We start from the raw sequence: 20,766 nt of genomic DNA on the forward strand, positions 1-20,766 counted from the left end.
GGCCTGACGGCCAACACCTGTATAAGTAGCCAGTATTATTCCACAGCGATTCCGGATCGCCTACCCCTGATTTGAGATTTCTGCCGCGGCATAGCGCAGCAGCCCCTCTAGCGCGGCCTTCACCGTTTGTCGGCGCACCTCGTCGCGGTCACCGGCGAAGTGTTGCAACTCGCTGAACACTCGCTCGCCCACGCCCCAGGCCAGCCAAACCGTCCCCACCGGCTTGCTCGGCGAACCGCCGTCCGGCCCGGCTACACCACTGACCGCCACGGAAAAATACGCGCGACTTTTCTCCTGCGCGCCCCTGGCCATCGCTTCGACCACTTCGCGACTGACCGCCCCCACCGTGGTGAACAACTCCACAGGAACATCCAGTTGCAGGTTCTTCTGCAGATTGGAATAGGTGACGTAACCGGCCTCGAACCACGCCGAGCTGCCCGGAATACGGGTGATCGCCTCGGCGATCCCGCCTCCGGTGCAGGACTCGGCCGTGGAAACGTGGGCATTGAGTATCTGCAATTGCCTGCCAAGGTCAGCGGCGAGCTGGGTAATTACTTTCACGGTCATCTCCTGATGGGCGGGATGGGTTAACCGTACACCAGCAGACCGCACTTGCAAGCGACAGGACCGATCAAAATGTTAGTGCGCAAGCGCTCTGACATAAGCCTGACAAGCCTGCAAGGCAATCAGTCCGCGGTCGCCGGCGTCGGTAATGGCGATAATTCGTTGAGCATGCGCCGGGTCAAGTCGGGCGCGTACGGCGCCATGATCCACGCCGCCGGGGCCGGAGGTGCCTGGCACTGCACGGTCGGGGGCAACATCGCCTGCATCGAGGAGGACTGACAGGCGCAGATCGGCAGTGGCAAGACGATCGCGCAGGCGATCCTGATCACGTTGAACATCGCTTAGCACTCGGTAATGTTTTTTTTCGCTGGTGGACAATTGCTGCTCCAGGGAGAGGCGCTTGTCCTGCTCCGCCTGCCTCTGGGTTTGAGCAACCAGGGTCAGTTGATTCAGCGTTTCATGGTGCAATCTGGCCTGTTCTTCCAGTCGCCCCGCATAGCGCCAATCCTGAATACGCCAGGCCAGCGCCGCCGAGCCGCCCACCAGCAGCATCATCAGCAAAACACCACTAACGGCCGTTTGGTAAGGCGCCGAAATCAAACCGAAGGCTGACATAACACTGCCCTCGCCCGCGCCCATAGCTGCAAGCGATCCTGCAGCCCATTCAAACCGCCGTTGATGCGGCGGGTGATGCTGTTGAACTGGTCGCGATCGGCCAATTCGTTCAGACCGTTTTGCGCCCAATACCACGCAGCGGATTCGGCAGCCCATTGCGGTTGCTCGAGCAGTTCAGGCGAGGCCAGCAGGCGATCGTCACCGAAGAGGCCGAGGCTGCATTGACGGTAGTTGTTGCGACCGGTGACCTGAATCAAACCGCGTCCGCGATACTTCTGGCCGTCGAGGTCAGGTTCTGCGGTATTGCCCAGGCGTACAGCCAGGGCACCCGTATCGTACTGGCTCAGGTACTGATCGCTGCCCAACTCCCGCACGTACTGCAACTGCCCGGACTCATGACCGACTTGCGCGAGGAACGCAGCGATGCGCTTGGGCGTATTGATGCGGTGATTAGCCATGGCAATTTTGAGAGCGGAAATAAAAACGCCCGCTTGGGTGCGGGCGCCTGGCATGATTTTGAGAAGCTGCCGTTCAGTCAGCGGCATGGTTTGACCTCAATTGATTGATAAACGATGTAGTAACGGTGTTACGAAGCTAAAGCCAGGCAAGTCGCTGCAATCGTGCAACGATAGCTGTCCTTTCGACTTCCACTGGCGGTGACCTTGTCGATCGACCAGCGTCCTCGCATGAAGTCAGGCCAAGTGTCATCCAGCACCACCAACCCTTCTGCGCCCAGTGCCGGATTGCCCGGGCAAACAATCTTTACCTTGAGCGTTTCGCGCATCATCCGGCGCACTTCACCTTCCGCGGCAGCTCGAGCGTCGTCGGCACCCTGACAGCGCTTGCGCAGCGTCTTGAACGGCGCAATACCGCTCTCCTCCACTCGCTCTTGACCCGCCGCTGCGTCCCACCAACTTATCCTGCAACCCTGGTATTTGGCGCGGGCAGTTTCATCCAGGGTCGCAGAGACAAAGGCGTTGTCTCCCGGATGATTGTTGGTGGTCACTGACAGTGTTACCGGCGCCAGAACCTTGCCCGACAGCGACTTCACCTGCCCCCGCCGCGCCAGCACATACAATTCGTTGAACGGTTTGGCGACAGCGTCGTGCAGGTAGGCCAGCCGGGTCAAAAACCCCATGTCCGTTTCATTGGACTGATCAATGTGCGCAATTTTAATCAGCGCCAGATCCGGGGCCACACGCGGGGAAAATCCGTGCCTGGAGGTCAATTGTCGAAACAGCGCTCCCAGGGTCGTAGGCCCGTGGCTGACCGACCGACGTTGTTTGAACCCGGTTTGATCCGCCGCACTGAACGGCGCAGCCGTGGCCACCAGCGTCAGGCGCAAGGGGAACAGGGTTGGCGTACGCCGGGTAATGACGAACTCTCCTTTATCCACCAGCCCCGACTCCAGGTAACCCACCCGCAGGCCGATTTTTTCGCCCAGGTCGGGCAACCCTTCAAGACCTTGCAGATCAATCGAGAGTGTCAGTTGATCGGACTCGATGCCCGCCGCGTCGACGTGTTGCCAATCGAGCAAGCGTTCGTTGAGCAGCGCCGCATTGGCGCCGTAGATTTCCACCGCTGGCGTGAAACCCAGTGACATGCCGCCTCCTTAATCCCAGGCCGAAACCGGTGTGGGTGAAACGGGTTTTGAGTCCACCTCCGGCAGAACAACCCACACCCCTGCCGGCAGTACCGCAGCGTGCTCGGCAAGCTCCGGATTAAGACGCCACAGCGCTTCCTCGGCAGCGTCGTCACAACGTTCAAGCTCGCGGTACAACAACAGATTCACCGAATCACCGGCGATGCTTCGAACCCTACGCATTGGCGAACTCCATCAATTCAATCACCCAGTCGACCACCATCGCGGTGCCGTCATCGATGATGTTGTTTTGGGTTTCCGACAGGCTGCTGATCCGCCACAGGCCCCAGTTACGGCCAATGCCATCCACCAATGGCAACGGCGTGCGCAAGGCCTGCAAGGCGCGCAATTCATCGAGTCGATCCATGGCGGTCGCGTACATCGACTTGCCGGTGATCGTCAGGGTTTGCAGGCCCTGGCCGGTCTGAGTGGTTTTGGGTTTGCTGGTGAGGATATCGATGTTCGTCCAGCCACCGTCCGACTTGCGTAGCAGGGTGCTGTAGGCAAAGTTTCTGGACAGGCCGAAAATGAAACTGCCCAGGACCATTTGCTGGCGCATTACGTACCTCCATCTGTCAGGGCCGCGTCGCTTCGCATCGCGAGTGAGTTCGGCAGGGTCATCAGCCCGAATTGTCCGGTGATTTGCTGAACCACCAGGTTGGCCAATTGGCTGGCACTGGCCTGATCCTGACCGTTGATGTAGATGTTCGCGGTCAAGTTGTTTTGCTGATGGGTTGTCTGGGAATCGCTGATGCTTTTACTGACTTGATCCGGGGCCGCGAGCCGATCTTTGGTGGAGACAATTTTTTCACCCAGCCATTCGCCCGACTCACTTCCAATCCAGCCGCCTACCAACGCCCCGACAACTCCGCCTATAGCCGTGCCGACTATTGGAACAACACTGCCCAAAGAAGCCCCAAAAGACGCGCCAGCGGTAGCTCCCGCCCAACCGCCACCTGCCGTGCCCAGCCCTGCCGCCACCATTCGTTTATCACCGGCAAGCACGCCCTCGACCACATCGGGGGCCGCACTCAAAAATTTCAATGGTCCTGGTGCATTGCGAGACACCGAGCGCAATGAAGCCGTCGCTCCAGTTAAACGACGAACCTTGACTGAGCGAATACCTTGTTTACCGATGTTTTTCCCCGGTTCCCCAACGGCTTCGGGACGTTGATTCCCGGCCTTCACATCCGGTTTGTCCAGCTTGTCCGGCTTTTCCAGTTTGTCCGACCTGTCCGACTTGACTGTCTTTTCCGACTTGTCCGACTTGACTGTCTTTTCCGCGCGGTCAGTTTTTCCAACGTCCTCGGAGATCAGCCTACCCAATCGGCGAGGCAGTCTCGCAGCCGCGCCATCCAGCACACGCTTGGCCGCCCGGTTGACTAATTCATCCCCCACAGCCTTGAACAATTCGCTGATCAATGGTTTTACAGCTGCCGCTACAACCACGATGCCTGCTGCGGTTTTCGGAAAGGCTTCAGCCAGTTCAGTCAGACGATCCGTCAGAGAACCGAGAGAGGCCAGCGCACTATCCGCCACGGGCGTCAGCTCACTGCTGGCGACCATGGACAGACGCTCGTTACGCGCATTGAAGAGATTCCACTGGCCCTGCTGGGTCCTGGATTGTGCCAGCGCATCCTGCTTAACCGCGCCCCCGTTGCCCAGCTCCGACGTGGCGTACTGGCGATTATCCAACACCTGCCAGAAAGCCTGGTTGACCTCGGAAAGACTGTTCGACAGGCGCAACGCCGCTTCACCACTGTCGGCAAACAACGTGGTCGCCAACGATGTGCGTACCTCGGCAGGTTGGTTGTTCAATGCGGCAAGCACCGACATTACAACGCCCGGTGCTTGACCGTCCTGGCGCAACTCGCTGGCCACGACTGCGGGGGCAATATTCAGCTGCTGCCATGCCGCACGCTCGGTTGCGGACACCTTGTCGCCCTTGCCCATCGCGGTAACGATATGACTTAGAGCGGCGCCAGCATCGGCCTTTTGCGTTCCGGTATTCAACAACGCCGCTGTCAGTGCAGCGGCTTGAGCGGGTGTCAGGCCTGCCGCCGTAGCAGCACCGCCGTCACGCTGCAAGACGCCACCGATGTCGGCCGCCGTGGCATCCCCGGGGCTCTTGCCCAAATGGTTGATGGCGTCCGCCAGATCAAAGGACGCCTCACTCGTGAGCTTCATGGAGTTTCGCCAACCGACCATCATCTCTGCGACTTCCATGGCCGGCACTTTGAACGCCGTTGCGGTGACCGCAGCATCACTGGCGAAACTATGCAGTACAAGTTGACGGTCCGAGGCATTGGGCAGATTACTGACAATCCCTGCCTTGGCAGCCAGGCTCTCAATCTTCAGCAGATCAACCAGGCTCGTCCCGCCGGCTGCCACCAGCGGAGCGGTGCTCATGATCAGAGTTGATTGCAGCACCTCCTTGCTCTGGTTCGGGTTGAACCGGGCGGCCTGCCTCAGATCGGCCATGACCGAGTCAATCTCTATCATCGGTTTGAGCAGATCCGGCGGTTCAATACGGCCACCAGCCTTATCTGGATCTGCTTGCTCACTGACCGACTCATTTTTGGCATCGGCACCAGGAGATTGCGACAACGAACGCTGAGACGACAGTTTCAGTCTCAATGACTCGATAGCCGTCGTCAGCAGGCTGATTTTTTGCCCAAGCGCTTCCAGCGTCAGACCAAGAGTGGACATTTGTTGCGCAGCAAACACGCCCATGACTTGCACTGGCGAAAGACTCGCCTCTACGGCTGCATCCAGGCTGATATCACCGAACGCCAGCCCCCCTGGATTGATGGCCGCGTTTCTTAGCGAATACTTTTCGTCCGCCATCCCGCTCTACTCCTGTTTCACGCCAAGGCGAGTGATCGCGATGTCGTAGCGGCGTAATGCCTTGCCAGCGTCCCACTCCAGAATCTCCGCCTCACTTACCGGGTAAATGAGCGGCACCACATCGAGGATTACTTCGATGTCGCGCTCCGAAAGAAGTCCGCCGGTTTGTTTAAAAAATCGTCGATGCGCACCTGCAGCTGGGTCCAGTCGGGCACGGTCAGCGAGGCCAGGTCGGGAAGCATCAGGCCGGTGCAGTGGGCAGTGATGAATTCGGCGCGTTCCTTGGCCGTCTTGAGCTTCTTCATCGCCTTGGTCGCGCGCAGCACCGGCATTTCCAGGGTCAATGAAGCCAGCGTGCGCCCCGCTGCCGCGAGGGGTTGCAGCAGGGTCACTTCATCGGGGGAGGCCGACGGTTTTGCCGCGTCTTCGCCTTGTGCCAGGAAGTGCGAGGACGGCAAGGTCGACATTTGATGAACGTATTGCGCGATGCTCACGTAGTCCGGGCGTTTGAGTTGGTCGAGTTCCTTGGCCGACAGTCCGGTGGCCAGCAATGCCAGCTCGAAGAACTGGTCGTCCTCATCATCTCCGGCACGGGCCAGGGCTTCTTTTTGCGCGGCGTAGTACAACGGCTTGAGCTGGATTTGCGCGATCTGCGCACCCTCGTCACCGGTGATCGGCGACAACAGGATATGTTTGGGGGGTGTCCATGACATGGCATGAGTTCCTTGAAGAAAAAGGAAAGCCGCCCGCAGCAGGTCGGCGAACCGACGGGTGAAGGCGGCATTGGGGAGTTCAGCGAAGCGTTACGGCAGCAACACCGCCCGACGGGCGTCGCCCAGGATGTCGACGCCATTGAGCATGAACTTCTGGGTGCGCACATCGATGTCGATCACCGGGATGCCGTTTTCCAGACGGTTGTAGGTGCGGCAGGACAAGTCCAGCGTGGTAGTGAGTTTTTCGCCCATCTTCAGTTTGGCTACATCCAGGGACTTCAGCTTGCCGCCGACGGTGTGGTAGGTGAACCAGGTATTGCCGTCCTGATCCTGACCCGCTTCACGCACATTCAGCAGGATGTCTTCGCCCGGCTTCACGCCCAGCGCCAGCATGATTTCCGGCCCGGCACCTTGCAGGACCAACTGGGCTCCCAGCACTTTGCCGCTCTTGGCCATTTCCTCGACGATAAAGCGGCCGCCGGCCATTGGTTCCATTTCGAACTCGATCTTCGGCGGGGTGAATTCCTCCACAGTCGCCGACAACGGCAAGCCTTGCAGGGTGGCCGCGATGGCCTGTCTTACGCGGTTGGTAAACATTAGAGAACGTCCTCCAGGAACTGCTCGATGATTTCATCGCGGGCATTGAGTTGATAAACCATGTGTTCGTTCGGCGCGTAGCGGCCGTAGTCGATGACCACGTACCAGGTGCCGTTCTTGTACTTCTCGACGCTGTTCAATTCCGGGTGCAGGTAGACACTGCCGCCTGGAATGGTTTCGTCGGCGACCAGGGTTTGCAGCCAGTCATTGATGCGCTTGACCTCCTGATCCATGAACGACTTGGTCAGGTTTTTCGCCATCGCCTTCTGGCCGGCTGCCACCAGCTTGCGGCTGATCGCATCTTCGAGGCCGACATAGCTGATGAACTTGCCGGTGATGGAGCGGTTTCCCAGCAGCGAGAAACCGCCGAGGACCGTGCGGGCGTAGTAGCTGATGCCATAGCGGTTAAGCAGATCGCCCTCGGTGGACTTGTCGAGGATGTTGTATTCCACGACTCGGGAAACGTCCTCGGCGAAGGTCACCTGGTTGCCCGGACTTTCCCATTGCTTGACCTTGGCCAGCGCAGCGATGGCCAGGCTTGAAGGCGACAGGAACACGTTTTTCTTCGCCGCCTTGGAGTACACCGATGGCATGTTGTGCACCAGCAGGCATCGATCGAAACCGAGTTCCGCACCGCCCAGTTCCTGGCTGTAAGTCACCTGATCGGCAACGGCGGCATCCTTGCCGTCGAGCACCACGCGCGCCTTGATGCGCTTGCCGAATGAGGCAAACTCACTGGCGACCGCCTTGGTACTGGTAAAACCCGGTGCACCGATGATGGTCAGGTCTTCTGGCACGCCGCTGAGTGCAGCGAGACCGAGCTTGCGGCCAGTCAACGGATCGACGCCGCCGATCACATTGTTCAGCGTGTCGGCCGGCGTTGTGCCCTCGTCGACGATGACCACGTAGACCGGCACCTTGACCACTTTCAGGATCTGGAAAACCGCGTGGAACAGCGTGCCTTCTTCGGCGCCGGTTGGATCGAGCAGTGCCTGGGTGGTGAAGCTGTTGATGCGGAAAGGGGCATTGCGTGGAACAAGCAGATCGGCCTTCGGTGCGGTGCCGATCAGACCGATGACGTTATCACCCAGGCCACCCATGGCCTCGGGGGACTCGGAGGCATTGACGCTGATGCCGTTGTGTTCGAAGTTCAGAACCTCAGCCATATTATTCAGCCTTCTTGGTGGCGGCCTTTTTGGCCGGGTTGGATTCAGCGGTCGATTCGTCCGCCTCGTTTTTCTTCCGTTCAAGGCGGCCGGCGCTGCACAACGCGCGGGCCTCCACATCGAGCAATTTCAGTTCCTGGCCGATGCTTGACCAGTGCCCACCCCCAATGGGGAATGGACGGAGCACGGTGTACGTTTGGCGTTCTGCCATTTCTGTTTCTCCATAAACAAAAAAGCCCCTTTTTCGAGGAAGGGGCGGATTGGGTGTTGATTAGCGGATAAGAAAACGCCCCGACGGTACGGGGCGTTTATTGAAGCTGGCCGGACAGCCAGGAAGGTGCGAGCGGGCGGTGATCCGTCAGGGGAAATTCAGGCTCTTGTGGCCAGTCGCGCAACTCGCGTCGATAAACCTGCAGCTCGGCGTACTGTTCGGCCGTGAGCGTTGTTGCTTCGCCAGCATCCAGTTCGTCGCGCTGACGCGCCACAAGACCGTCGGTTTTCGCCAACTGCACATCACGCCAAGCTCGCTCGATGTCAGCCAATTGCTCAGGGGACATCGGCGGACGCTCTATCAATGAGGGCGGTTCAGTATCGAAGTTGATCTTGTTAAGTTGTGACTGACCATTCAACAGTTCGCTATGTAACTCATGCGATATCTCGATAGCGTCAGCTGGAAGCTCGCTGGATACATCCGAGTCGTGAAAAAGCCCCGTTGTTTTACTGGAATAAATCATCGTATTCCCCCTTTTAAATCCCGAAGGCAAGTACACGGACTGCCGATTGACTGGCGGTATAGTTGGATTGCAATAGCACCTGCCCCAAACCGTTAGCCATTCCCGACACAAACGGTGACCCGCCCGAGCTATAAATGACGCTGTCGGTCAGGGACACGGTGCAACCGAAATTCATGCTCGGAAAAGCAATCGGTAAATTGAATGCCGTGTTCAGCGCAGCACTTGAGAAGACTGCCGTCATCCATTGAACGATCAACCCGGAAGGTAGCTTCTGATAGCCATTAACCCCCATCAGTGCACCAAACGGTGCCGTCTTGCCGGCTACGCCCGTACCCATTAACAACCAGATCCCGTTGCCAATGCAGGTGATATCGATGTAAGTGTCCGGGGGAATGGAACGACTCGCGGAACTGGCCGCCACGACGAGACTCTCTTGCATTTTGTCTGTGCCCTGAGTGACCAGGGTCAGGTTCGCCACTGACCAGTTCTGCAAACGAATAGTGCAGCCAGGCAGAACACCGTTGGCCGCGGAGTCAGGGATACTGTATGACGCAGGTCCGCTACCAAAGGCGTGAACCATCCCCCCCAAGTGCGCCGCAATACCGGTCAACGCGTTGGTGAACGAATAGAAGCCCCCCAGCTCGAACCCTCTCGTTCTAGCCCATTCGGTGGTCACAAGCTTTTTGGTGTTATCGAAGCGCGGAGGTGTGTTTGCCAGTACCGCGGAATACTGTAACTGTGCGGAGCCCGACGCCCACCAACTGGCGGCACCATTGCCGACCAACTCGAGTTCGCCACCCGGTTGAAGTGCAATTGAGGCTATCTGACCATTGCCACAGTTGATGTTGTCGGCCCCCGCACAGACTACCGTGACCACCCCGCTGCCAATGTTGCGAAAGTTGATCGCGCCGCCAGCCGGAAGCGCATTGGCCGCGGGCAGCGTGACCTGGAATGCCCCGATCACCGTTACGATCGTCCCGACCGCCGCGGTGGTTAGCGTCGTGGCTGCAGTCAGGCTGGTAAAACCGCGATAGTTACCTTGGCTGCGCCGGGTAAACTCTGTCGTGGCGATAGATTTGGAGTCGTCGAACAACGATTGCGTTGTCCAGTTCGGACCCGACATGATGCCGGCATACTTGAGTGCGGCAGAGCCGCCAATCAAACGCCACAAATTGCCAATCCGGACAAACTCCGCCGTGTCTCCCGGCCCGAGCGAAATGTTCCCTAGATAGTTCACCGCGTCGATGACCTCGCCAGGGCCCGAAGTGACTGTGAGGGTTCCTTGGCCGCACACAAGGTAAACAACGGCACCGCGCGGAATTAGGCCTCCCCCGACAGGAAGGGTAACTATCGCCGCTCCAGTGACCGCGAAGGACGCAATTTTACCGACGTCCGCCAGGGTCATGACCGTAGACGCGGAGTAGTTGGTGTATTCGCCAAACTCCACGCCGCGCCGCCTCAGATAGGCCGAGTTGATCAGCAACTGCGAGTTGTCGAATTGCGCCGGCGTATTCGCTGTAGGGCTGACCAACGCTGGCGAGTTGATCGGTGCAAACCCTTGGGTCACGTCCTGAAAGGTCAGGGCTGTAGTGCCGAGAACAATCACGCCATCCGTGACAAGCTGCCAGATCGTATCGGAAAGCGTATTCCCCTGCTCAACAGAGACCGTCAGCCCTGACGTGACGTCAGCGCTTGAATCGGCGTCCTTTGCACGGGTCCAGCCCGCCACTGCCGCGACCCAAATGCCATTGTCCTTTGCCAGGGTCTGACTCTTGACCAGGACACGATCGCCCGCGACAACAGCCACACCATCAATCATTTGAGCGCCAGTCAAAGCGATGTTGGCTGTGGTTGCTACTCGCACCGATTGTTTGGCATCAAGCTTGCCCAGCTCTGCCGCTACAAAGTCCGCGACCCAGGCTCGCGTCGCTTTAACCACCGTATCGTCAATCAACAGCGTCACCAGCGAAGCATTGCTGGTCTCGAAAATCGAGCGAATGTAAAACTCTTTCCCTGAACCTGAGGTTGCCAGAATCGGCTTGAACGACTCCGGGTATTTGACGATCGCGTAAAGAATGCCGGTGTCCGTCCACAGCCCCGCTTCCCGCACATACCAGCCACCCACCTCCGACGGGATGGTCACCTCGGCCAACAGCCAGCTCGGGTTTTTTTCGTCCTGGAACAATGCATTGAGTGGTCCGCGCCACACTTCGCGCTTGAGCGCCGTGGCGGTGGCCGCCGGGTTGTAGACCGTGCCGCCGCCGTCACCTACCGAAATCTGCGACAGCCTGATAGGAACGCCCGCAGCCTTGCAGGCGGTTTCGTAAGCAATCCCTGCATTGGTGAGCAGGGTGTAATAGTCAGCCATTCAGGCCCCCTGAGGATAAATAGTGGATGTTTCAACGGTGTAGAGACCGGCGGCCATAAAGGCTTCACCCGATGCCTCCAGCCCTTCGATGACAATCGGATAAACCGTCGCCAGCTCGCCGCAGACGGTCGTCGCGCCGATGACGTGGCTGCCAAAGGCACTCAAGCCGACCGATACCGACACGCTGTCGCGTTCGCTTTTGGCGTCCGCCAGGCGTCGATCCAGACGTGCGTCGATCTCTTCGCTGTAGGGTTGATCGGTAAAAGCCCTGACGGAAAAGCTGTAGGGCGTACCCGGTGGCGTCTGTTCGTACCAGGCACGCACCTCAGGCATCAAGCGCAAGCCCTTGGCGGCGTTTTCCAGCGCCTGCCGCGTGCCGGCCTGCCGGGCGGTGGGCCAGGCAAGACCCACCGTCAAACGTTTTTCCAGCTCTACTGCCTCAGCGTTCCACTCGCTGACACCCCGGTCCGCCGCGAGGTAAGGCAGAAACGCCAAGGGCGTCGCGGCAGGGTTCATTAATTCGGGGAAAGGCGGTGCAATGCGATCAAGCAAAACACCGAAGCCGAGATCGAGGGCCCTTTCCAACGGTGAACTGTTGACCGGCAACAGGCTTATACGAGGTGTTGAATCACTCATAGGGTGAGCACCTCCACCTCGACACCCGTGCAATAAGGCGCCTCGAAGGCCGTCGTCACTATCGGCTCTAGGGGTTCAAGAATCTCCAGCTGAACTGCCCCGGCGTTATGCAGCGTGTAGTCGATCCAGCTCGGATCGACCCGCCCTTCGAGGCGATGGCAACTGTCGGCATAAACTTGCAGCTGCTGTTGCGCAGCGGCTTTCGTCAGCCCCGAATCAGGGCCGGCGTTGATCCTGGCAACCACGCGGATCTTGTAGTTCTGGATATGCGCGCCCTGGACGGTGACCCGATCGGTCTCCGGCCGCACATCGGGGCGGGAAAAGTGCTGGCGTACACCCTCGAGCAAATCGTCGCTGGCCGTACCATCGCCCTCCCGCGAAAGCACCGTGACCATCACTTCGCCGGGAGCCGTACGTCGTCCATTACCGTCCTTGATCTGCGCGGCATAGCCGTCCGGGGAGAAGGTATACGTGACAGTTACCTCACCCGCGGTTGCCGTTTCCACCCTCACTGATGGCCGCTCGCCGAGGGTGAAGACTTCCCGGCGATACTGCATCCGCGAACCCGCGGCCGGTGCGTGGGGTGCCAGGTAATAACGCAACCGGGCATCGTCGTCGCTCTCATACACAGGGGCCACCGGCGGAAACGCCACCGGGTCACCAGGATCCAGCAATTGGCGTTCAAGGCCCATGTCTGCGAGGCGGGCATCGAGATTGCTGCCGGTAGCCCACCAAGCCAGCATCTGCTTGATCCGTGCGTTGTACTTGCGTTCGTGAAGTTGCAAACGCACACAAAACGCCTCTAACGCCAGCGTCAGCAGTTCACTTTCATTCTCAAGGCTGAGTTTGAGCATTGCCGCATTCTCGGGGGAACGGGCACCCACGTACTCGACGACAAACGTCTTGAACTCTGCGAGCAGATCCTCAAAAGCGTCGACGGCGACGATGGCCGGCTCCGACAATTGGTTCTGCCCCGGTATCAACATGCTCATGTCACCACCTCGAAGGTTTGATTACGGTTTTTCCACGTGCCAGAGAAACGCAGCATCAACCCCGCCCCCTGGCGACTGGCGACAATGACATCTGGTTGAAAATCCCCGATGCCGTTCTGATGGTTGTAAAACGCTTGCGCGGCATGGCTCTGGGCCAGGATCAACAAGTCGTCACCGAGGTTCTGCCCCAATAAATCCGGGATGGCGCAGCCATACAAAGGGCGCTTCTGACGTGTACCCAACGGCGTGGTCAGCGCGCGGGTTGCGCGCTGTACAAATTGAGGCCAGTCGTCGACTGCCGCGCCTGTATTACGATCGATTCCAATCATGGGGAAACTCTTTATGCAGTGCTGATGACACGGCCCTCGTGATCTACCAAGGGGCCGCTCAGATGCACACCGGAAGCGTCGAGTCGCATCCCCGTCGCACCCAGGCGCAGTTCAATGGATTCAGAAGTCATCGCCATTCGCGCCGAGCCGATTTTCAACTCGAGCACTTCGCGAGAGGCGGTCAGCAGCGCCGGGGCGTTTTTCCATTGCAGGGCATGACTGACGTCGTCGTAGCTGCTTTCAGTGCCGTCCCGATAGAGGCGACGCGTCAGCGATGCCTGTGTCGAGACGGGGGGAAACTGATTGCTGTTCAGCCCGAATAACGCAACGGATTGAGAACTGCTTTCACCACCGCCGTGGTTGAGTAACAGGCATTGTTCGCCAACGGACGGTATACGCGTCTCACTTTGCCCCCCAGCACTGGGGTTGAAAAAGCGGATGGCCGGCGTCAGCAGTTCACCGTGCCTGACTCTGCAAGTGTTGCCGACCGGATCGACCTCCTGGCACACACCAACGCGACACAGACTGTCAGTACGCCGGTAGAGATCCTCAAACTCGGTCTCCATCTCAGCCAGACGCTCAATGATCGGGCCAAGCTGTAGACGTAAAAGCGCATCGAACATGGCTCAGCCCTCCAGTTCCTTGTATTGATCCGGGTCGTCGATGTTCGAGACTTCCCAGGTACGGGCAAACTTCGGAGTGCCCAGCGGGTCGTCCAGCAGAAGCGGACCGAGGTAGAGCGCCTGGCTAAAGGACAGGGTCCAGGTTGGGTATTGCCGTGTTTCGCTGATGAGGATTGAAGGAATGGCGTCGAGGTTCAGCGGCAGGTCGCATTGATCCTTCGGCAGTCCCCAGCGGTTATCCGTGGCCATATCCTTGAGTGCACTGGCCAGATCACAAGCGGCCAATCCGGAGCCAGCCTGCATGGCTTGCGCAATAACTTGCAGCGAGATCGTCAATACATGAGCGATACGCCCATCACTGGCAGGGCAGCCAGGTGCGTCACGCTCAATGGTGATCAGGACCCACGGTCGTTCGCCGACTTCCGTGAAGTCCTCATGACTTCCGACGTTTATACCGAGTGCCGAGTTGCTCAGCGCCAAGGCAATGGCAGCCAGAAACTGTGAGGGTTTTTCGATGATGGAGGGCATATTGGACATCCTGTTCATATTTCAGCGAGCTCGATCAGCCTGCCATTTCACTGTTGGTCGGGACGAGAATCACGGGCTGGCACTTCACAGACGCCTATTCGCCTGGCCGCCCAACGCTCATAAAGCCCGATGGCCACATCCGCCCCGGCCATCGCCGTCAGGCAACCAAAAGCCCCCGCCGCCCAGATCGACACGCCTGCGGCATACAGCAGCATGATTGCCGAGACCCCGCAGATCATGCAGGCCCCGGAGCGCAAGGCCAGGCGTCGCAGCAATGACCAGCCGCGGGCGCCCTCCTTGTCGGCGCGCCACATTTCGCCGGACACCCCGCCCAGCAAGGCGAGGACGATGACGAGCCAGATCGGCATGTCCAGCAACGCTTGTTGCTCGTTTGTCATGTCACGCCTCCCGGGGTGATTGATGAATGTTGTGTAAGGGTTAAACGCTTTCCTTTTTTCAGGTAGGCATTCCAAAAAGCCCGGTGTGAGCCGGGCTTTTCAGTAATGCGGTCCTTCGCGTTGATCTTTCGGCGCTACTGGCGCGGTACGGATCGATTCAAATTGTTCTTCCGACCGCGGTCCCTGCCCGCCGGATAACTGCTTCTGGTGCTTTACGCTGCACACCCGGGTCAGTTGCCAACCCTCTGAACCGTTAAGGCCGGTTCATCGCTGCCTGTGTGGTGGAACTAAAGAGCTTCGTTTCGAGCCGCTTTGTCGAGCGGCTTGAGACAAAGAATATGCATGGATGCATATACAGTCAATGCACAAATGCATTTATTTATGCGTTTGTTTTGCACAAACGCATGAAAGCCCCATCCACACAGGTCTTGACGAGCTTTTGGCAGGCGAAAAAAAACCCGCTCGTGAGCGGGTTTTATCGAATAGAGCGGTTGTTAGCGGGCGTACATGCCCCACCAGAAGACATGCCCGAGGATGACAATCTGCTCTTCCTGGATTTCCTGGAAGCTGTAGTCCTCGTCCGGATGTTCGTCGCGGTTGAAGCTGCGCAGGCGAATCCCGGTCGGCAGGCGATACAGCTGCTTCACCCGCAATTGGCCGTTGTGATTGATTGCATAAAGGTCACCGTCAACGATATCGCCAATGCCGCACTTGCCAGCATTGACCCCGACCGTGGCGCCATCGCGCAGTACCGGCAGCATGCTGTTGCCCCGCACTGTCACGCACTTGGCCTGGTCGAACTGTACGCCGTTATGGCGCAGGCTACGTTTGCCGAAGCGCAGGCTAGAGCGCTCGCTTTCTTCGATGACGAATCTTCCCGATCCTGCGGCCAATTCAACCTCGCGAAGAAAGGGGACCGACACCTCGTCGTCATCGACAGGGGTATCGTCGTCCCACAGGCTTATATCCTTGAGTTCCGAGTGCACAGGAGCGCGCCCGGCATTGGCGGCGGGCACGACGTCCGCGCGACCCCGCAATTGGTCGGTGCTCACGGAGAAGTACTCGGCGATCTTCGAAATATGTTTATCCGAAGGATCGACGATCTTCCCGCTGAGAATGCGCGAGAGCGTGGATTGAGGCACGCCGGTACGACGGTGAAGCTCCGTGGGGGAGATCCCGTGCTGGTCGAGCAATGCTCTTAAGACAGTAGATACGTTGCGTTTGTGCATAACGCGCATAGTGCTGGTTATTTTCGCAGAAGACAAATGCCCAATTGCATGATCGATGCATAACCTGCTTTTTTGCATCGTAAAAGATGTCACCCGGCCGCGATGCCTGCGTCGGGCAGAGCGCCCATGGTAACCTTGCGCCCATCGCGGAAAAGCCCGGCCGTTGCCCCGCTTTTGCCCCACCTCTTTCAACGAGCTTCCTGACAATCCGATGAATAAAGCCGTCTCCGACCTGTCCTCCCACACCCCGATGATGCAGCAGTACTGGCGCCTGAAAAACCAGCACCCGGACCAGCTGATGTTCTACCGCATGGGCGACTTCTACGAGATCTTCTATGAAGACGCGAAGAAGGCCGCCAAGTTGCTGGACATCACCCTGACCGCCCGCGGGCAGTCGGCGGGGCAGGCGATTCCGATGTGCGGGATTCCTTACCACGCCGCCGAGGGTTACCTGGCGAAACTGGTGAAGCTTGGCGAATCGGTGGTGATCTGCGAGCAGGTCGGTGACCCGGCCACCAGCAAAGGGCCCGTGGAGCGGCAGGTGGTGCGCATCATCACGCCGGGGACGGTGAGTGACGAGGCGTTGCTCGACGAGCGTCGGGACAACCTGATCGCTGCCGTCCTGGGTGATGAGCGCCTGTTCGGTCTCGCGGTGCTCGACATCACCAGTGGCAACTTCAGCGTGCTGGAAATCAAGGGCTGGGAAAACCTGCTGGCGGAGCTGGAGCGGGTCAACCCGGTGGAACTGCTGATCCCGGACGACTGGCCCAAGGATTTGCCGGCGGAAAAACGCCGTGGTGTGCGTCGTCGTGCGCCGTGGGATTTCGAGCGCGATTCGGCGCTCAAAAGCCTGTGCCAGCAATTCTCGACCCAGGACCTCAAAGGCTTTGGCTGCGAAAACCTGACCCTGGCCATCGGCGCCGCCGGTTGCCTGCTGGCCTACGCCAAGGAAACCCAGCGCACCGCCCTGCCCCATTTGCGCAGCTTGCGTCATGAACGCCTGGACGACACCGTGGTGCTCGATGGCGCCAGCCGTCGCAACCTGGAGCTCGACACCAACCTGGCCGGGGGCCGCGACAACACCCTGCAATCGGTGGTGGACCGTTGCCAGACCGCCATGGGCAGCCGCCTGCTGACCCGCTGGCTGAATCGCCCGTTACGCGATCTGACGGTGCTGTTGGCGCGTCAGACCTCGATCACTTGCCTGCTCGACGGTTACCGCTTCGAAAGACTGCAACCGCAGCTCAAGGAAATCGGCGACATCGAGCGGATTCTTGCGCGGATCGGCCTGCGCAATGCCCGCCCGCGCGACCTCGCCCGCTTGCGTGACGCCCTCGGCGCACTGCCCGAACTGCAAGTGGCGATGACAGAGCTCGAAGCCCCGCACCTGCAGCAACTCGCCAGCATCACCAGTACCTACCCGGAACTGGCGGCACTGCTGGAGAAGGCCATCATCGACAACCCGCCGGCGGTCATTCGGGATGGCGGCGTGCTGAAAACCGGCTACGACAGCGAACTCGACGAACTGCAGTCGCTCAGCGAAAACGCCGGACAATTCCTGATCGACCTCGAAGCACGGGAAAAGGCCCGCACCGGCCTGTCGCACCTGAAAGTCGGCTACAACCGCATTCACGGTTACTTCATCGAGTTGCCAAGCAAGCAGGCGGAGTCGGCACCGGCCGACTATATTCGCCGCCAGACGCTCAAAGGTGCCGAGCGTTTCATTACGCCGGAACTCAAGGCGTTCGAAGACAAGGCATTGTCAGCCAAGAGCCGCGCCCTGGCCCGCGAGAAGATGCTGTACGAAGCACTGCTCGAAGACCTGATCGCCCAGCTGCCACCCTTGCAGGACACCGCCGGTGCCTTGGCCGAACTGGACGTCTTGAGCAACCTGGCCGAGCGTGCACTGAACCTCGACCTGAACTGCCCGCGCTTCGTCAGCGAGCCGTGCATGCGCATCAGCCAGGGCCGCCATCCGGTGGTCGAGCAAGTGCTGACCACGCCGTTCGTGGCCAACGACCTGAGCCTGGACGACAACACGCGCATGCTGGTGATCACCGGCCCGAACATGGGTGGTAAATCCACCTACATGCGTCAGACCGCTCTGATTGTGCTGCTGGCGCATATCGGCAGCTTCGTGCCGGCGGCCAGTTGCGAATTGTCACTGGTCGACCGCATCTTCACCCGGATCGGTTCCAGCGATGACCTGGCCGGCGGGCGCTCGACCTTCATGGTGGAAATGAGCGAAACCGCGAACATTCTGCACAACGCCACCGAGCGCAGCCTGGTGTTGATGGACGAAGTCGGGCGCGGCACCAGCACCTTCGACGGCCTGTCGCTGGCCTGGGCGGCGGCCGAACGCCTGGCGCATCTGCGTGCCTACACGCTGTTCGCCACCCACTACTTCGAACTGACCGTCCTGCCGGAGGCCCAGCCGCTGGTGGCCAACGTGCACCTCAATGCCACCGAGCACAATGAACGCATCGTGTTCCTGCACCACGTGCTGCCCGGCCCGGCCAGCCAGAGTTATGGTCTGGCCGTGGCACAGCTGGCAGGCGTACCGACCGAAGTCATTACCCGCGCCCGCGAGCATTTGAGCCGCCTGGAAGACACCGCCCTGCCCCACGAGTCGCCAGCCCCTGCCAAAGGTAAACTGGCTGCTCCACAGCAAAGCGACATGTTCGCCAGTCTGCCGCACCCGGTGCTGGATGACCTGGCCAAGCTCGATCTGGACGACATGACACCACGCCGTGCGCTCGAATTGCTCTATACACTAAAGACACGGATCTAACGCAGCGGCTTGCAAGCTGTTAGAATCTCGCGCGGTTTGGGATGCTGCTGGCTAATAGCCTGGCCAGCAGACTATCGCTCCCGAACCTGGCGACCCCTACGAGAAGGGGCGCAGCAAGCCGCGCCTGAGGAGAAAATTAGAAATGACCTTCGTCGTCACCGACAACTGCATCAAGTGCAAGTACACCGACTGCGTAGAAGTCTGTCCGGTGGACTGCTTTTACGAAGGCCCGAATTTCCTGGTGATTCACCCGGATGAGTGCATCGATTGCGCGCTGTGCGAACCTGAATGCCCTGCCGTGGCTATCTTCTCCGAAGATGAGGTTCCGGCCGGCATGGAGAACTTCATCGAGCTGAACGCTGAGTTGGCCGACATCTGGCCAAACATCACCGAACGCAAGGATCCAATGCCCGATTCCGCAGAATGGGATGGCAAGCCAGGCAAGATCGCAGACCTCGAACGCTGATTACCCCCGCGTTCGCGAAAAAGGCCCCACAAGGGCCTTTTTGCTTTTCCGCGGGCAAAAAAAGGGGCGGTTTGACCCGCCCACATTTTTTCCCTATTCCCTGTGTTCCCTTTCATCATCCTGATGAATCGCGTCCTGCGATTTCCCTACCCCTCATCCTTGAAGGACGTGTCTGTCCGTCGACACAACCTGAATACTAGAGCTTTTCACTCCCTGATCAATCGCCCCTTGGCGCGTAATCCAACTGTCACACGTCATTAATAATAAAAAATAGCCGTATAAATCAAAAAGATAAAAACGAAAGGCGTTCAACATGGACGATTGCCAGGGTGTAAAAATAACGAACACTTACGCAAGTGTAAGCCTGGGCTTACAGCACGAAACCGAAATCCCGAGGGGATCCGGTCTTCTGGCCTGGCAATAAAAAACCCCGAGCCAGTCGGGGTTTTTCATGCCATCGCAGTGAGTGCCTTATTGGAACAGCGACTCACTCGACAGACCATTTTTTTCCAGGATCTCGCGCAGTCGCTTCAAGCCTTCCACCTGAATCTGCCGGACCCGCTCACGGGTCAGGCCGATTTCCAGGCCGACGTCTTCAAGGGTGCTGCTTTCATGACCGCGCAGGCCGAAGCGACGTACAACCACTTCGCGCTGCTTGTCGGTCAGCTCAGAGAGCCATTGATCGATGCTCTGGGACAGGTCGTCGTCCTGCAACAGTTCGCATGGATCGGTCGGGCGGTCGTCAGTCAGGGTGTCGAGCAGGGTTTTATCCGAATCCGGTCCCAGCGAGACGTCGACGGAAGAAACCCGCTCGTTAAGGCCGAGCATACGCTTGACCTCTCCCACCGGTTTTTCCAGCAGGTTGGCGATTTCTTCGGGTGAGGGTTCATGGTCGAGTTTTTGCGTCAGTTCCCGCGCAGCCCGCAGGTACACATTCAGCTCTTTGACCACATGGATCGGTAGCCGGATGGTCCGGGTCTGATTCATGATTGCGCGTTCGATGGTCTGGCGAATCCACCAGGTCGCGTAGGTCGAGAAGCGGAAGCCGCGTTCCGGATCGAACTTCTCCACCGCCCGGATCAAGCCGAGGTTGCCCTCTTCGATCAGGTCCAGTAGCGACAGCCCACGATTGACATAGCGTCGGGCGATTTTCACCACCAGTCGCAGGTTGCTTTCAATCATGCGCTTGCGCCCGGCCGGATCGCCACTTTGCGACAGGCGCGCAAAATGAACTTCTTCTTCGGGTGATAGCAGGGGAGAGAAACCAATTTCATTGAGATACAACTGCGTGGCATCGAGTGCCCGCGTGTAGTCAATGTACTTGTGTTGTTTCAACGATGCGGAGTGTTTGGATTTGGCACGAACGGAAGGTGGAGCCGCCCCTTCATCATTCGACATCGAATCCGTATCGATGCTGCTCTCCATCAGGAGAACCTCATCGTCGATGTCAAACTCCGGCACTTCTTTACTGAGAGCCATTGTTATAGTCCTTTGGTGAGTTCGACCTCAAGCTCAAGCGGCGCCTTTC

The 20,766-nt window shown here is 58.9% G+C and carries 23 protein-coding genes; 2 read left to right on the forward strand and 21 right to left on the reverse strand.

Annotated elements, in window-relative coordinates; genetic code table 11:
• Positions 1-60: 60 nt before the first annotated feature.
• The 20 genes from AC07YV_RS09825 to AC07YV_RS09920 all read right to left on the reverse strand — a co-directional run bounded on the left by AC07YV_RS09825 (position 61) and on the right by AC07YV_RS09920 (position 15,981).
• On the reverse strand, positions 61-561 hold the full coding sequence (locus tag AC07YV_RS09825; protein WP_007971146.1) for a CinA family protein: 501 nt from the start codon (positions 559-561) through the stop codon (positions 61-63).
• Positions 562-639: 78 nt separating this feature from the next.
• Entirely contained in the window at positions 640-1,179 is a 540-nt protein-coding gene (locus AC07YV_RS09830; protein ID WP_102699349.1) for a lysis system i-spanin subunit Rz, read from the reverse strand.
• Positions 1,161-1,724: a glycoside hydrolase family 19 protein gene (locus tag AC07YV_RS09835; RefSeq protein WP_102699350.1), complete on the reverse strand. Its 564-nt coding sequence runs from the start codon at positions 1,722-1,724 to the stop codon at positions 1,161-1,163. The genes AC07YV_RS09830 and AC07YV_RS09835 overlap by 19 nt, the downstream gene beginning before the upstream one ends.
• Before the next feature lie 41 nt (positions 1,725-1,765).
• Positions 1,766-2,782 carry a phage tail protein gene (locus AC07YV_RS09840; protein ID WP_102699351.1) on the reverse strand — a complete coding sequence of 339 codons (1,017 nt, stop codon included), beginning with the start codon at positions 2,780-2,782 and terminating at the stop codon, positions 1,766-1,768.
• A 9-nt stretch (positions 2,783-2,791) separates the two neighbouring features.
• Complete coding sequence (locus tag AC07YV_RS09845) at positions 2,792-3,004, reverse strand: tail protein X (protein ID WP_102699352.1); 213 nt, start codon at positions 3,002-3,004, stop codon at positions 2,792-2,794.
• Entirely contained in the window at positions 2,997-3,380 is a 384-nt protein-coding gene (locus AC07YV_RS09850; protein ID WP_007971137.1) for a phage tail protein, read from the reverse strand. The genes AC07YV_RS09845 and AC07YV_RS09850 overlap by 8 nt, the downstream gene beginning before the upstream one ends.
• Positions 3,380-5,668, reverse strand: a complete 2,289-nt coding sequence (locus AC07YV_RS09855; protein ID WP_102699353.1) for a phage tail tape measure protein — start codon at positions 5,666-5,668, stop codon at positions 3,380-3,382. Before AC07YV_RS09855 ends, AC07YV_RS09850 begins: the two co-directional genes overlap by 1 nt.
• Positions 5,669-5,796: 128 nt before the next feature.
• Positions 5,797-6,381 carry a phage tail assembly protein gene (locus tag AC07YV_RS09860; RefSeq protein WP_102699354.1) on the reverse strand — a complete coding sequence of 195 codons (585 nt, stop codon included), beginning with the start codon at positions 6,379-6,381 and terminating at the stop codon, positions 5,797-5,799.
• A 90-nt stretch (positions 6,382-6,471) separates the two neighbouring features.
• A complete protein-coding gene (locus AC07YV_RS09865; RefSeq protein WP_102699355.1) occupies positions 6,472-6,978 on the reverse strand; it encodes a phage major tail tube protein in 507 nt (168 codons plus the stop codon).
• Positions 6,978-8,144, reverse strand: a complete 1,167-nt coding sequence (locus tag AC07YV_RS09870; protein ID WP_102699356.1) for a phage tail sheath protein — start codon at positions 8,142-8,144, stop codon at positions 6,978-6,980. The genes AC07YV_RS09865 and AC07YV_RS09870 overlap by 1 nt, the downstream gene beginning before the upstream one ends.
• A 1-nt stretch (position 8,145) precedes the next feature.
• A complete protein-coding gene (locus AC07YV_RS09875) occupies positions 8,146-8,355 on the reverse strand; it encodes a hypothetical protein (RefSeq protein ID WP_102699357.1) in 210 nt (69 codons plus the stop codon).
• A 97-nt stretch (positions 8,356-8,452) separates the two neighbouring features.
• Complete coding sequence (locus tag AC07YV_RS09880) at positions 8,453-8,878, reverse strand: phage tail protein (protein WP_102699358.1); 426 nt, start codon at positions 8,876-8,878, stop codon at positions 8,453-8,455.
• A 13-nt stretch (positions 8,879-8,891) separates the two neighbouring features.
• Positions 8,892-11,246 carry a phage tail protein gene (locus AC07YV_RS09885; RefSeq protein ID WP_102699359.1) on the reverse strand — a complete coding sequence of 785 codons (2,355 nt, stop codon included), beginning with the start codon at positions 11,244-11,246 and terminating at the stop codon, positions 8,892-8,894.
• Positions 11,247-11,882 carry a phage tail protein I gene (locus tag AC07YV_RS09890; protein ID WP_102699360.1) on the reverse strand — a complete coding sequence of 212 codons (636 nt, stop codon included), beginning with the start codon at positions 11,880-11,882 and terminating at the stop codon, positions 11,247-11,249.
• Positions 11,879-12,874 carry a baseplate J/gp47 family protein gene (locus tag AC07YV_RS09895; RefSeq protein WP_102699361.1) on the reverse strand — a complete coding sequence of 332 codons (996 nt, stop codon included), beginning with the start codon at positions 12,872-12,874 and terminating at the stop codon, positions 11,879-11,881. The genes AC07YV_RS09890 and AC07YV_RS09895 overlap by 4 nt, the downstream gene beginning before the upstream one ends.
• Entirely contained in the window at positions 12,871-13,203 is a 333-nt protein-coding gene (locus AC07YV_RS09900; RefSeq protein WP_007971123.1) for a hypothetical protein, read from the reverse strand. The genes AC07YV_RS09895 and AC07YV_RS09900 overlap by 4 nt, the downstream gene beginning before the upstream one ends.
• An 11-nt stretch (positions 13,204-13,214) precedes the next feature.
• Positions 13,215-13,826, reverse strand: a complete 612-nt coding sequence (locus AC07YV_RS09905) for a phage baseplate assembly protein V (RefSeq protein WP_102699362.1) — start codon at positions 13,824-13,826, stop codon at positions 13,215-13,217.
• A gap of 3 nt (positions 13,827-13,829) precedes the next feature.
• A complete protein-coding gene (locus AC07YV_RS09910; RefSeq protein WP_102699363.1) occupies positions 13,830-14,354 on the reverse strand; it encodes a hypothetical protein in 525 nt (174 codons plus the stop codon).
• Positions 14,355-14,401: 47 nt separating this feature from the next.
• Positions 14,402-14,752, reverse strand: coding sequence for a phage holin family protein (locus tag AC07YV_RS09915; protein WP_007971119.1), 351 nt, complete (start codon positions 14,750-14,752; stop codon positions 14,402-14,404).
• 494 nt (positions 14,753-15,246) lie between these two features.
• The gene (locus AC07YV_RS09920) at positions 15,247-15,981 is read right to left on the reverse strand and encodes a LexA family transcriptional regulator (RefSeq protein ID WP_102699411.1); all 735 of its coding nucleotides are present in this window, start codon (positions 15,979-15,981) and stop codon (positions 15,247-15,249) included.
• Between the two features lie 211 nt (positions 15,982-16,192).
• Between AC07YV_RS09920 and mutS the strand changes: the two genes are divergently transcribed.
• Together mutS and fdxA are read left to right on the forward strand one after the other, a co-directional pair.
• Positions 16,193-18,772, forward strand: coding sequence for a DNA mismatch repair protein MutS (gene mutS / locus AC07YV_RS09925; protein ID WP_102699364.1), 2,580 nt, complete (start codon positions 16,193-16,195; stop codon positions 18,770-18,772).
• Positions 18,773-18,914: 142 nt separating this feature from the next.
• Complete coding sequence (gene fdxA, locus AC07YV_RS09930; RefSeq protein WP_007970729.1) at positions 18,915-19,238, forward strand: ferredoxin FdxA; 324 nt, start codon at positions 18,915-18,917, stop codon at positions 19,236-19,238.
• Positions 19,239-19,709: 471 nt separating this feature from the next.
• On the opposite strand, the gene rpoS is transcribed toward fdxA, so the two are convergent.
• Entirely contained in the window at positions 19,710-20,717 is a 1,008-nt protein-coding gene (gene rpoS / locus AC07YV_RS09935; RefSeq protein ID WP_007990225.1) for an RNA polymerase sigma factor RpoS, read from the reverse strand.
• Positions 20,718-20,766: the final 49 nt, after the last annotated feature.

Source organism: Pseudomonas sp. GW456-E7 (assembly GCF_059424105.1).

Excerpts from the sequence above, each read along its gene's own strand:
- AC07YV_RS09830 (WP_102699349.1), bottom strand. The coding sequence starts at position 1,179 with ATGTCAGCCTTCGGTTTGATTTCGGCGCCTTACCAAACGGCCGTTAGT.
- AC07YV_RS09835 (WP_102699350.1), bottom strand. The coding sequence starts at position 1,724 with ATGCCGCTGACTGAACGGCAGCTTCTCAAAATCATGCCAGGCGCCCGC.
- AC07YV_RS09840 (WP_102699351.1), bottom strand. The coding sequence starts at position 2,782 with ATGTCACTGGGTTTCACGCCAGCGGTGGAAATCTACGGCGCCAATGCG.
- AC07YV_RS09845 (WP_102699352.1), bottom strand. The coding sequence starts at position 3,004 with ATGCGTAGGGTTCGAAGCATCGCCGGTGATTCGGTGAATCTGTTGTTG.
- AC07YV_RS09850 (WP_007971137.1), bottom strand. The coding sequence starts at position 3,380 with ATGCGCCAGCAAATGGTCCTGGGCAGTTTCATTTTCGGCCTGTCCAGA.
- AC07YV_RS09855 (WP_102699353.1), bottom strand. The coding sequence starts at position 5,668 with ATGGCGGACGAAAAGTATTCGCTAAGAAACGCGGCCATCAATCCAGGG.
- AC07YV_RS09860 (WP_102699354.1), bottom strand. The coding sequence starts at position 6,381 with ATGTCATGGACACCCCCCAAACATATCCTGTTGTCGCCGATCACCGGT.
- AC07YV_RS09865 (WP_102699355.1), bottom strand. The coding sequence starts at position 6,978 with ATGTTTACCAACCGCGTAAGACAGGCCATCGCGGCCACCCTGCAAGGC.
- AC07YV_RS09870 (WP_102699356.1), bottom strand. The coding sequence starts at position 8,144 with ATGGCTGAGGTTCTGAACTTCGAACACAACGGCATCAGCGTCAATGCC.
- AC07YV_RS09875 (WP_102699357.1), bottom strand. The coding sequence starts at position 8,355 with ATGGCAGAACGCCAAACGTACACCGTGCTCCGTCCATTCCCCATTGGG.
- AC07YV_RS09880 (WP_102699358.1), bottom strand. The coding sequence starts at position 8,878 with ATGATTTATTCCAGTAAAACAACGGGGCTTTTTCACGACTCGGATGTA.
- AC07YV_RS09885 (WP_102699359.1), bottom strand. The coding sequence starts at position 11,246 with ATGGCTGACTATTACACCCTGCTCACCAATGCAGGGATTGCTTACGAA.
- AC07YV_RS09890 (WP_102699360.1), bottom strand. The coding sequence starts at position 11,882 with ATGAGTGATTCAACACCTCGTATAAGCCTGTTGCCGGTCAACAGTTCA.
- AC07YV_RS09895 (WP_102699361.1), bottom strand. The coding sequence starts at position 12,874 with ATGAGCATGTTGATACCGGGGCAGAACCAATTGTCGGAGCCGGCCATC.
- AC07YV_RS09900 (WP_007971123.1), bottom strand. The coding sequence starts at position 13,203 with ATGATTGGAATCGATCGTAATACAGGCGCGGCAGTCGACGACTGGCCT.
- AC07YV_RS09905 (WP_102699362.1), bottom strand. The coding sequence starts at position 13,826 with ATGTTCGATGCGCTTTTACGTCTACAGCTTGGCCCGATCATTGAGCGT.
- AC07YV_RS09910 (WP_102699363.1), bottom strand. The coding sequence starts at position 14,354 with ATGCCCTCCATCATCGAAAAACCCTCACAGTTTCTGGCTGCCATTGCC.
- AC07YV_RS09915 (WP_007971119.1), bottom strand. The coding sequence starts at position 14,752 with ATGACAAACGAGCAACAAGCGTTGCTGGACATGCCGATCTGGCTCGTC.
- AC07YV_RS09920 (WP_102699411.1), bottom strand. The coding sequence starts at position 15,981 with ATGCACAAACGCAACGTATCTACTGTCTTAAGAGCATTGCTCGACCAG.
- mutS (WP_102699364.1), top strand. The coding sequence starts at position 16,193 with ATGAATAAAGCCGTCTCCGACCTGTCCTCCCACACCCCGATGATGCAG.
- fdxA (WP_007970729.1), top strand. The coding sequence starts at position 18,915 with ATGACCTTCGTCGTCACCGACAACTGCATCAAGTGCAAGTACACCGAC.
- rpoS (WP_007990225.1), bottom strand. The coding sequence starts at position 20,717 with ATGGCTCTCAGTAAAGAAGTGCCGGAGTTTGACATCGACGATGAGGTT.